This is a genomic window from Azospirillum formosense (assembly GCF_013340925.1).
Taxonomy (GTDB): Bacteria; Pseudomonadota; Alphaproteobacteria; order Azospirillales; family Azospirillaceae; genus Azospirillum; species Azospirillum formosense.
Window position 1 is genome coordinate 1 of the sequence record NZ_WHOR01000245.1, and the last position, 8828, is coordinate 8828.

Genomic DNA, 8828 nt, shown 5'->3' on the forward strand with positions numbered 1-8828 from the left:
CCCCGGTTGCGGCCCCGGTCGCCGAGGAGGCGAAGAAGCGTCCGGCGCGCAAGCGCAAGACCGCAGCGGACGCTCCCGCCGAGGCGGCGCCCGCTCCGGCGGTCTCCGAGGCACCCGCCGCCCCGGCAAACGAGCCGGCCAATGCCGCTCCGGAGGCCAAGCCGCGCCGGGGTTGGTGGAGCCGCTGAGCGCGCTTCATCGCCGTAAAGACTGGAAAAGGCGCCTCGCGGCGCCTTTTCCTTTTCCAGAGAACCGCGAAGGGTCCCGACCATGAGCAAGGCCTTTACCCGGGAGAACGACTCCGCCCCCGACGACGACGAGGCCGACGATCCCAAACCCTTGCCCAAGGGCGTGAAGAACTACATGACGCCCGAAGGCTTCCAGCGCATGCAGGAGGAGCTGCGCTCGCTGCTGCGCGTCGAGCGCCCGAAGGTGGTCGAGGTGGTGTCCTGGGCGGCCGGCAACGGCGACCGCTCGGAAAACGGCGACTACATCTACGGCAAGAAGCGCCTGCGCGAGATCGACCGGCGCATCCGCTTCCTGACCAAGCGGTTGGAATCGGCGGAGGTGGTCGACCCCACGCTCCAGAAGACCCGCGACCGCGTGTTCTTCGGAGCCACCGTCACCTACGCGCGGGAGGACGGGACGGAAAACACCATCACCATCGTCGGCGCCGACGAGGTGGACATGGACCGCGCCCATGTGAGCTGGATTTCGCCCATCGCCCGCGCCCTGCTGAAGGCGCAGGAGGGCGACGTGGTGGACCTGCGCACGCCCGCCGGGCTGGAGCAGATCGAGGTCGTCGCCATCCGCTACCCGGGCGACGCGGCGTAAGGAAGGCTGGGGCTACAGAAGCCCCAGCTCCTCCAGTTCGGCGCGCAGGCCGGCGGCGCCGGAGAAACGGTGCGCCGTCATGCCGAGGACGCGGGCGGCCTCGACGTTGGCCGGGCTGTCGTCAATGAAGACGCAATCCGCCGCCGCCAAGCGGTAGCGGTCGAGCAGGAGCTGGAAGATCGCCGGGTCCGGCTTCACCAGCCTTTCATCGCCGGACACGATGATCCCGTCGAAGACGTTCAGGAAATCGAAGCGCCTGCGGGTCAACGCGAGCTTCTCCGACGAGAAGTTGGTGATGGAGTAGAGCGGCGTCCCGCGCTGCTTCAGCTCCATCAGGATGTCCGGCGTTCCGGCCATCGGGCCGGGGACCATCTCCTCCCACCGCTCGTGATAGGCGCGGATCAGCTCGCGGCAGTCCGGGAACTCGGCGGCCAGCGTGGCGACCGCCTCGTCCCACGGCCGGCCGCGGTCCTGCTCCAGGTTCCAGGCGGGGGTGCAGACGGTGTCGAGGAAGTCCTCCATCAGGTCCTCGTACCCGTCGAACAGCTCGCGGTAGAGATGCCGCGGGTCCCATTCGATGAGCACTTGGCCGATGTCGAAGACGACGGTGGTCGGCTTGGTCATCGTCAATTTCCGTCCCGGCCTCAGCCCTTGCGGGCCGCGGCGACGAGGTCCTTCATCTGGTCCAGCTTGATGGCGCCGGGGACCAGCTCGTCGCCGATGATGAAGGCCGGGGTGCCGCGGATGCCCAGCTCCTCGGCCAGCGCCTGGTTGGCGGCGATGACCTTCAGCACCTCGGGGCTGTTCATGTCCTTCTTCAGCTTGTCGGTGTCCAGCCCGACCGACTTGGCCAGCCGCTGGATCACGTCGTCGTCGAGCTGGCCGCGGTGGGCCATCAGGGCATTGTGGAATTCCAGATACTTGCCCTGCCCGCGCGACGCCAGGGCCGCCTTGGCCGCGGTCAGCGAGGCCGGGCTGAGGATCGGGAACTCCTTGAAGACGAAGCGCAGCTTGCCGTCGTCCTTGATCAGACGCTCGGTGTCGGCCTGCACGGCCTTGCAGTAGCCGCACTGGTAGTCGAAGAACTCGACCACCGTCACGTCGCCCTTGGGGTTGCCGGCCACCGGATCGGCGGGGTTCTGGAACAGCGCCGCCTTGTTCTCGGCCAGCGCCGTCTTGGCCTTCTGCTCCTCGGCCATCTTCTGGCGCTTCTGGAGCGAGTCCACGGCCTCCAGGATGATCTCGGGGTTCTTCAGGATGTAGTCGCGCACGACCTCCTCGACGGCCTTGCGCTGCGCCTCGTCCATCGGGCTCTGCGCCTGGAGGGCGGGGGCCAGCAGCCCCGTCGGAAGGGCCAGCGCGGCGGCGAGCGCCAGGGCGGCGGGGCGGAAGCGGGTCATGTCGAACTCTCTCGTGGGGAGCCAAAACGGCGCGAAGCGGGGCGATACTGTGGACCGGGACGGCCGGGTCAGGCAAGACGGCTGTGCGCCGCCCAAAGGAAGGAGGCTCAGGCTCACTTGCCGCCCGCCAGTCCGCGGATGTCCTGGGCGCGCAGCCAGCCGGGGGAACCGGCGGGCAGCAGCTTCTCCGCCCGCTCCGCCTGGAAGCGGGCCATCGGCTTGTCGCCGCGGGCGAAGGCCTCCTCGGCGGTGGCGTAGGCGACCATGCCGGCGTTGCCTTTCATGCTCCAGGCCTGGGCCATCAGCCGCCACAGGAAGGCGGACTGCGCCTGGGTCTTGGACGCCACCTGAAGGTTGCGCAGCGCCTCGTCGGCCAGCCTTCCGTCGTTCTGCTCCATCAGCGAATGGGCCAGCGAGACGCGGATGCTGCCGGCGTCCGGCTCCAGCTCGATCGCCTTGCGGTAGGGGGCGGAGGCATCCACCGCCCGCCCGTTCTGAAGCATCAGGTCGCCCTTCATCTCATAGAGGAAGGCGTTCTTCGGCTCCTGGGCGATCAACCCGTCGACCAGCGGCAGCGCCTGCCGGACCTCGCCGCGCCGGAAATAGGCGTAGGCCCGGCCGTAGCGCGCCACGAAGGACGGGTCGTTCGCCTTGTAGCGGCGCAACGCCCCGTTGGGGTCGAGATAGGCGTAGAGCTTGGCCTGGATGCGGTGGAACTCCTCGTTCCATTGCGCCGGAACCGGCTTCCTGCCGGCGCGCGAGCGCTCCACGAAATTGCGCACCGTCTCGATGCGCTCGCGGGTCAGCGGGTGGGTGCGGCGGTAGCCGGCGTCGCGGTCCACCAGCAGCGGATCGTCGGCGGCGCCCAGCTTCTCCAGGAAGGTGACCAGCCCCTCCGCCGAAATGCCGGACTGCTCCATGTAGGACAGGCCCGCCTGGTCGGCCGAGGATTCCTGGCTGCGCGAGAAGGACAGGAAGTTGCGCTCCGCCAGATGCTGGCCCAGCATGACGCCCGCAGCACCGGCCCCGGCGTTGCCCGCGGCGATGCCGCCGACGATGCCGATGCCCATGCCGATCAGCGAGGACAGGAAGGCGTTCTCCATCGCCTCCGACCCGCGGACCAGATGGCCGCCGGCGATGTGGCCGGTTTCGTGGGCGATCACGCCGATCAGCTGCCCGGCGTCCTCCAGCCCCAGCAGCAGGCCGGTGTGCAGGAAGATGTTCTGCCCCCCGGCGACGAAGGCGTTCATGGTGTTGTCGTTGACCAGGACGATGTTCACCGCGTCCGGATCGATGCCGGCGGCCTGGAAGATTGGCCGCGCCATGTCGCGGATGATATGTTCCGTCTCGGCGTCGCTCAGGAATTGCATCTCCTGGCGCCGCTGCGCGCCCGCGGGCGGCGACCACGACAGAACCATCACGGCAACCATGGCGATGACCGAAACCAGCCTGCTGGGCTTGCGCACCGTTACTTCCTCCGCACACCGGGGCACCGGGCAGCCGGTCAAGATGCCGGTCCGGGCGCCCCATTCCACCCGCCGAATCTGGCAAGGGTTGGGCGCGATTGCCATAGCCGCATCGCTGGTGGGCGGCTGCGTCAACACGAAATACCGCACCGGCGCCCCGTCCCAGAGCTTCGTCGCGGCCGATGAGCCGCGCGCGGCGGAGATCGGGCGCGACATCATCGCCCAGGGCGGCAAGGCCGGCGACGCCGCCACCGCCATGGCGATGGCGATGGCCGTCACCCTGCCCTCGCGCGTCGGGATGACCGGCGGCGGCGTCTGCGTGGTGTTCGACGCGGCGAAGAAGGACACCCGCACGCTCGACTTCCTCCCCCGGCCCGCCGGTGCCGGCGGGGCCGCCCTGCCCGGCTTCCTGCGCGGCGTCTACGCGCTCCAGGCCTCCACAGGGGCGATGCGCTGGGAGCAGGCGGTGGTCCCAGCCGAGCAGCTCGCCCGCTCCACCCCGGTCAGCCGGGCGCTGGCCAGGGACCTCGCCGACTCCGCCGCCCGCCTGTCCGCCGACCCGGAGGCCCGCCGCGTCTTCCTGCCGACCGGCGCGCCGCTGGCCGAGGGCGCTCCGCTGAGCCAGCCGGAGCTGGCCGCCACGCTGTCGCAGGTGCGGCGCAGCGGCATCGCCGCGATGTATGGCGGGCCGCTGGGCGGTGCGGTGGCGCAGGCCGCCGCTATCGACCCCGCCGCGGTCCGCGGCTTCCAGCCGCGCTGGACCGGCACCGCGGCAATCCCGCTTGGCATCGTGTCGATGCATTTCGCCCAGCTTCCCGAAACCAACAACGGCGCCGCCCTGACCGCCGCCTGGAGCGCCGCCGCCGACCTGCCGTCGGACCAGCGCGCCGCCCGCGTCGCCCAGGCGCTGGGCGCCACCGGCAGCGGCGCCTCCGCGCCCGGCGCCGGCCTCGTGGTGATCGACCATGAGGAGAACGGGGTCGCCTGCTCCTTCACCATGGGGGCGCCTTTCGGCAGCGGCCGCATGGTGCCGGGCACCGGCCTGCTGGCCGCCCGCGGGGTGGACGGTGCCGGCTTCGGGGCGCCCGGCCTGCTCACCAACGCCATCGTCGGCCGCACCCAGTTCGCCGGGGCGGCCAGCGCCGCCGGCAACGACGGCCCCGCCGCCGCGCCCGCCGCCCTGCTGACCGCCGCCCTGCCCGCCGCGCTCGACAAGGAGCCGGGCGCCGCCATCCGCGTCAGCCGCGCCGTGAGCGGGCCGGGCCGGGCCACCTTCGTCACCTGCCAGACCTCGATGGAGAGCGGCTGGAAGGAATGCCAGATTGCCGCCGACCCGCGCGCCCACGCCCTGGGCATGCTGGTCGAAACCGAGCGTTGAAGTTCAGAAGTCTGGAATCATGAGCAAAGCACCCAAAGTCTCCAAACGGGGCGCCATCCCGCCCTTCTTCGTCATGGAAGTGATGCGCGCCGCCGCCGAGCGCGAGGCCGCCGGCCTTGAGGTCCTGCACATGGAAGTCGGGCAGCCCTCGACCGGCGCGCCGAAGGGCGTGCTCGAGGCCGCCCACCGCATGCTCGACGCCGACGTGCTGGGCTACACCGGGGCCCTGGGCATCCCGGCGCTGCGTGCGGCCATCGCCGGCTGGTACCGCGACCGCTACGGGATCGATGTGCCGGAGCGGCGGGTGGTGGTCACCACCGGCTCCTCGGGGGCCTTCCAGCTCGGCTTCCTGGCGGCTTTCGATCCGGGCGACCGGGTGGCCATGGCCTCGCCCAGCTACCCGGCCTACCGCCACACGCTGACCGCCATCGGGGTCGAGCCGGTGGAACTGCCGACCGGGCCGGAGCACCGCTTCCAGCCGACCATCGAGCTGCTGGAGCAGCTCGATCCGCCCATTCAGGGGCTGATCGTCGCCAGCCCGGCCAACCCGACCGGCACGATGCTGAGCCGGGAGGAGTTGACCGCGCTCGCCAACTGGTGCGACGCCAAGGGCGTGCGCCTCGTCTCCGACGAGATCTACCACGGCCTGACCTACGGGCCGGAGGCCGTCACCGCCGCCGAGGTCAGCGAGAGCGCGCTGGTGGTGAACAGCTTCTCCAAATACTTCTCGATGACCGGCTGGCGGCTCGGCTGGATGATCGTTCCGGACGACCTGATCCGCTCGGTCGAATGCCTCGCCCAGAACCTGTTCATCTCGGCCCCCAGCCTGTCGCAGGCCGCCGCGGTCGCGGCGTTCAGCTGCACCGAGGAACTGGACGGCCACGTCGCCCGCTACGCCCGCAACCGCGAGCTTCTGCTGAGGGAACTGCCGAAGGCCGGCTTCGACAAGCTGGCTCCGGCCGACGGCGCCTTCTACATCTACGCCGACGTGACGGAGATGACCGACGACAGCGAGGCCTTCTGCAAGCGCATCCTGGCCGAGACGGGCATCGCCTGCACCCCCGGCGTCGACTTCGACCCGGCCCGCGGCCTCCGCTTCGTGCGCTTCAGCTTCGCCGGCTCGGAGGAGACCATCGCCGAGGCGGCGCGGCGGCTGATCGCCTGGAAGAGGTAAGGAGTCGTTGCCCTATCCCTTCTCCCCCCTGGGGAGAAGGTTAGGATGAGGGGGGCGCCAAAGGCGCACCAAATGGGCGACGCACGTATTTTCCCGCCCTGCCGGGCGTTAACGCCCCCTCACCCAACCCTCTCCCCAGAGGGGAGAGGGCTTGATTCTCAGTACGCGTATTCCTTGAACACCGGGTCCACGCTGCCGCCCCAGGGGCCGTTGAACTTCGCCAGAAGTTCGTCGGCCGGGGGCTGGCCGGACTCGGCGATGTCGAGCAGCGTGTTCAGGAAATGCGCCTCGTCGTCGCCCCAGTTGTCGTTGCGGGCGCGGCGGGCCAGACCGCCGCGGGCGATTTCCAGAACCTCAAGCGCGACCTCCCGCACCGTGCGGCCGCGGAAGGGGGTGCGCAGGGCGTGGCGCGGCACCTCGGCGCGCAGATGGGCGCGCTCCTCGGTCGTCCAGCCCTTCACGAGGTCCCAGGCGGCGTCGAGCGCCTGGCTGTCGTAGAGCAGCCCGACCCACAGGGCCGGCAGGGCGCACAGGCGGCGCCAGGGGCCGCCGTCGGCGCCGCGCATCTCCAGATACTTCTTCAGACGCACCTCGGGGAAGGAGGTGGTCATGTGGTCGGCCCAGTCGGTGATCAGCGGGACCTCGCCCGGCAAGGCCGGCAGGCGGCCCTGCATGAAGTCGCGGAAGGACTGGCCGGAGGCGTCGATGTACGTGCCGTCGCGGTAGACGAAGTACATCGGCACGTCGAGCAGGTAGTCCACGTACCGCTCGAACCCGAAGCCGTCCTCGAACACGAAGGGCAGGTCGCCGGTGCGGTCCGGGTCGGTGTCGGTCCAGATGTGGCTGCGGAAGCTCTGGAAGCCGTTCGGCTTGCCCTCGGTGAAGGGCGAGTTGGCGAACAGCGCCGTGGCGATGGGCTGAAGCGCCAGGCTGACCCGGAACTTCTTCACCATGTCGGCTTCCGACGCGAAGTCCAGGTTCACCTGCACGGTGCAGGTGCGCATCATCATGTCCAGGCCGAGATTGCCGCGCTTGGGCATGTAATCGCCCATGATCTTGTAGCGGCCCTTGGGCATCCAGGGGATCTCGTCGCGCCGCCATTTCGGCTGGAAGCCGAGGCCCATCATGGCGATGCCCAGTTCCCCGCCGATCTCCTTCACCTGATCGAGGTGGCGGTGCACCTCGGCGCAGGTCTGGTGCAGGGTTTCCAGCGGGGCGCCGGACAGTTCCACCTGCCCGCCCGGCTCCAGCGTGATGTTCGCCATGCCCTGGGTCAGGGCGATCAGGTTGCCCTTCTCCTCCACCGGCTCCCAGCCGAAGCGCTGCAGGCGGGTCAGCAGTTCGCCGATCCCGTCCGGCCCCTCGTAGGGCAGCGGCCGGTGGTCGGAGACGCGGTAGGCGAATTTCTCGTGTTCGGTCCCGATGCGCCACTGGTCCGCCGGTTTGTTGCCGGACTCCAGATAGGCCGCCAATTGGCGGCGGTCGGTGATCGGTTCACCACGCGTCTGCGGAGGTGCGGACATGGAAGCTCCCGCTTTCAGAAAGTCTAAACTGGCCAACGAGTCAAACGGCCCGCCTCGGAAGAGCGGCGCGTCGAGCGGCCCTTACTCCCCAACGGTGGGGTCGGCCGGCGCGCGGAAGGGCGGTCGGGTGTCGCCGCCGTCCGCCGTCCAGTCCCCCGCAAGGGCCTGCCAGCAGGCGAGCGCCGCGACCACCGCCGTGTCGGCCCGGAGAATGCGGGGCCCCAGACCGACGGGAACAACAAAGGGTAGTTTGCAAATTTCGTCAAGTTCGGTCTGCGCAAAGCCGCCCTCCGGCCCGATCAGGAAGGCGGCGGGACCGCGCGGCCGGGCGCGGACGGCCTCCGCGATGGGGCGTACGTTCCCGGCCTCGGCGCACAGGTACAGCGTACGTTCCACCGGCCAGCTGGCCAGCGCCTTGTCCAGCGGCAGCGGGTCGGCCATCTCCGGGACGGTCAGCCGCTCCGACTGTTCGGCGGCCTCGATGGCGTTGGCGCGCAGACGGTCGGTGTTGACGCGGTTGGGGTCGGTGCGGCGGGTGAAGACCGGCCACAGGCGCGACACGCCCAGCTCACTGGCCTTCTCCGCCACGAAATCGATGCGCCCGCGCTTGATCGGGGCGAACAGCAGCCAGAGGTCCGGCCCGGCCGCCTGGAGACGCCGCTGCGCGGTCACGGTGAGCGAGCACCAGCCCTTGCCGAAGCCGTCGATGGCGGCCAGCCATTCGCCGTCGCGCCCGTTGAAGACGGCCACGACGTCGCCCTTGTCGAGCCGCAGGACATGGCGCAGGAAATGCGCCCGCTCGGGGTCGAGCCCCACCGCCTGCCCCTCGCCGAGGGGGCTGTCCACATAGAGGCGGGTCTTCGGTTGGTTTGCCATGGCGCGAGGTCTCCGGTGTGCGGCGCTACACAACTGAGGGAGGCCATCATTTAATCTGTGTGGAGCTGTGCGGGAGCGGCTCCGGTAAAAAAAAAAAAAATCAAGAGGAAGGCGAGTATGTCAATCACTTCACCACACAACATCCAGCCGTGAGCGTCCCATCGCAGCGCACGCCAG

9 protein-coding genes are annotated in these 8828 nt (G+C 69.9%); 4 read left to right on the forward strand and 5 right to left on the reverse strand.

All coding sequences use genetic code 11. From position 1 onward, the window contains the following. Positions 1 to 188, forward strand: a 188-nt coding sequence (locus GBZ26_RS23420) for a hypothetical protein (protein WP_174440913.1), incomplete at its 5' end; no start/stop codon positions are given. Positions 189 to 270: 82 nt separating this feature from the next. Further along, positions 271 to 834, forward strand: a complete 564-nt coding sequence (gene greB / locus GBZ26_RS23425) for a transcription elongation factor GreB (RefSeq protein WP_174440914.1) — start codon at positions 271 to 273, stop codon at positions 832 to 834. Between the two features lie 12 nt (positions 835 to 846). Here greB and GBZ26_RS23430 read toward each other — a convergent pair whose 3' ends face one another. The 3 genes from GBZ26_RS23430 to GBZ26_RS23440 form a co-directional block, all read right to left on the reverse strand. Further along, on the reverse strand, positions 847 to 1458 hold the full coding sequence (locus GBZ26_RS23430) for an HAD family hydrolase (protein WP_174440915.1): 612 nt from the start codon (positions 1456 to 1458) through the stop codon (positions 847 to 849). A 20-nt stretch (positions 1459 to 1478) separates the two neighbouring features. Then, the gene (locus tag GBZ26_RS23435) at positions 1479 to 2234 is read right to left on the reverse strand and encodes a DsbA family protein (protein WP_174440916.1); all 756 of its coding nucleotides are present in this window, start codon (positions 2232 to 2234) and stop codon (positions 1479 to 1481) included. Positions 2235 to 2347: 113 nt separating this feature from the next. Continuing rightward, positions 2348 to 3700 carry a M48 family metalloprotease gene (locus tag GBZ26_RS23440; RefSeq protein ID WP_343207214.1) on the reverse strand — a complete coding sequence of 451 codons (1353 nt, stop codon included), beginning with the start codon at positions 3698 to 3700 and terminating at the stop codon, positions 2348 to 2350. Between GBZ26_RS23440 and GBZ26_RS23445 the strand changes: the two genes are divergently transcribed. After that, entirely contained in the window at positions 3669 to 5078 is a 1410-nt protein-coding gene (locus tag GBZ26_RS23445; protein ID WP_246653644.1) for a gamma-glutamyltransferase, read from the forward strand. The genes GBZ26_RS23440 and GBZ26_RS23445 overlap by 32 nt on opposite strands. A 19-nt stretch (positions 5079 to 5097) precedes the next feature. Beyond that, on the forward strand, positions 5098 to 6252 hold the full coding sequence (locus GBZ26_RS23450) for a pyridoxal phosphate-dependent aminotransferase (RefSeq protein WP_035675215.1): 1155 nt from the start codon (positions 5098 to 5100) through the stop codon (positions 6250 to 6252). Positions 6253 to 6410: 158 nt separating this feature from the next. Here the strand turns inward: GBZ26_RS23450 and GBZ26_RS23455 are convergent, their stop codons facing one another. Next, positions 6411 to 7775: a glutamate--cysteine ligase gene (locus GBZ26_RS23455; RefSeq protein WP_174440917.1), complete on the reverse strand. Its 1365-nt coding sequence runs from the start codon at positions 7773 to 7775 to the stop codon at positions 6411 to 6413. A gap of 81 nt (positions 7776 to 7856) precedes the next feature. Continuing rightward, positions 7857 to 8651 carry a 16S rRNA (uracil(1498)-N(3))-methyltransferase gene (locus GBZ26_RS23460; protein ID WP_174440918.1) on the reverse strand — a complete coding sequence of 265 codons (795 nt, stop codon included), beginning with the start codon at positions 8649 to 8651 and terminating at the stop codon, positions 7857 to 7859. Between the last annotated feature and the right edge of the window lie 177 nt (positions 8652 to 8828).

Bases quoted from the DNA above. Each gene is read 5' to 3' on its own strand.
- greB (WP_174440914.1), top strand. From the start codon at position 271: ATGAGCAAGGCCTTTACCCGGGAGAACGACTCCGCCCCCGACGACGAC.
- GBZ26_RS23430 (WP_174440915.1), bottom strand. From the start codon at position 1,458: ATGACCAAGCCGACCACCGTCGTCTTCGACATCGGCCAAGTGCTCATC.
- GBZ26_RS23435 (WP_174440916.1), bottom strand. From the start codon at position 2,234: ATGACCCGCTTCCGCCCCGCCGCCCTGGCGCTCGCCGCCGCGCTGGCC.
- GBZ26_RS23445 (WP_246653644.1), top strand. From the start codon at position 3,669: ATGACCGAAACCAGCCTGCTGGGCTTGCGCACCGTTACTTCCTCCGCA.
- GBZ26_RS23450 (WP_035675215.1), top strand. From the start codon at position 5,098: ATGAGCAAAGCACCCAAAGTCTCCAAACGGGGCGCCATCCCGCCCTTC.
- GBZ26_RS23455 (WP_174440917.1), bottom strand. From the start codon at position 7,775: ATGTCCGCACCTCCGCAGACGCGTGGTGAACCGATCACCGACCGCCGC.
- GBZ26_RS23460 (WP_174440918.1), bottom strand. From the start codon at position 8,651: ATGGCAAACCAACCGAAGACCCGCCTCTATGTGGACAGCCCCCTCGGC.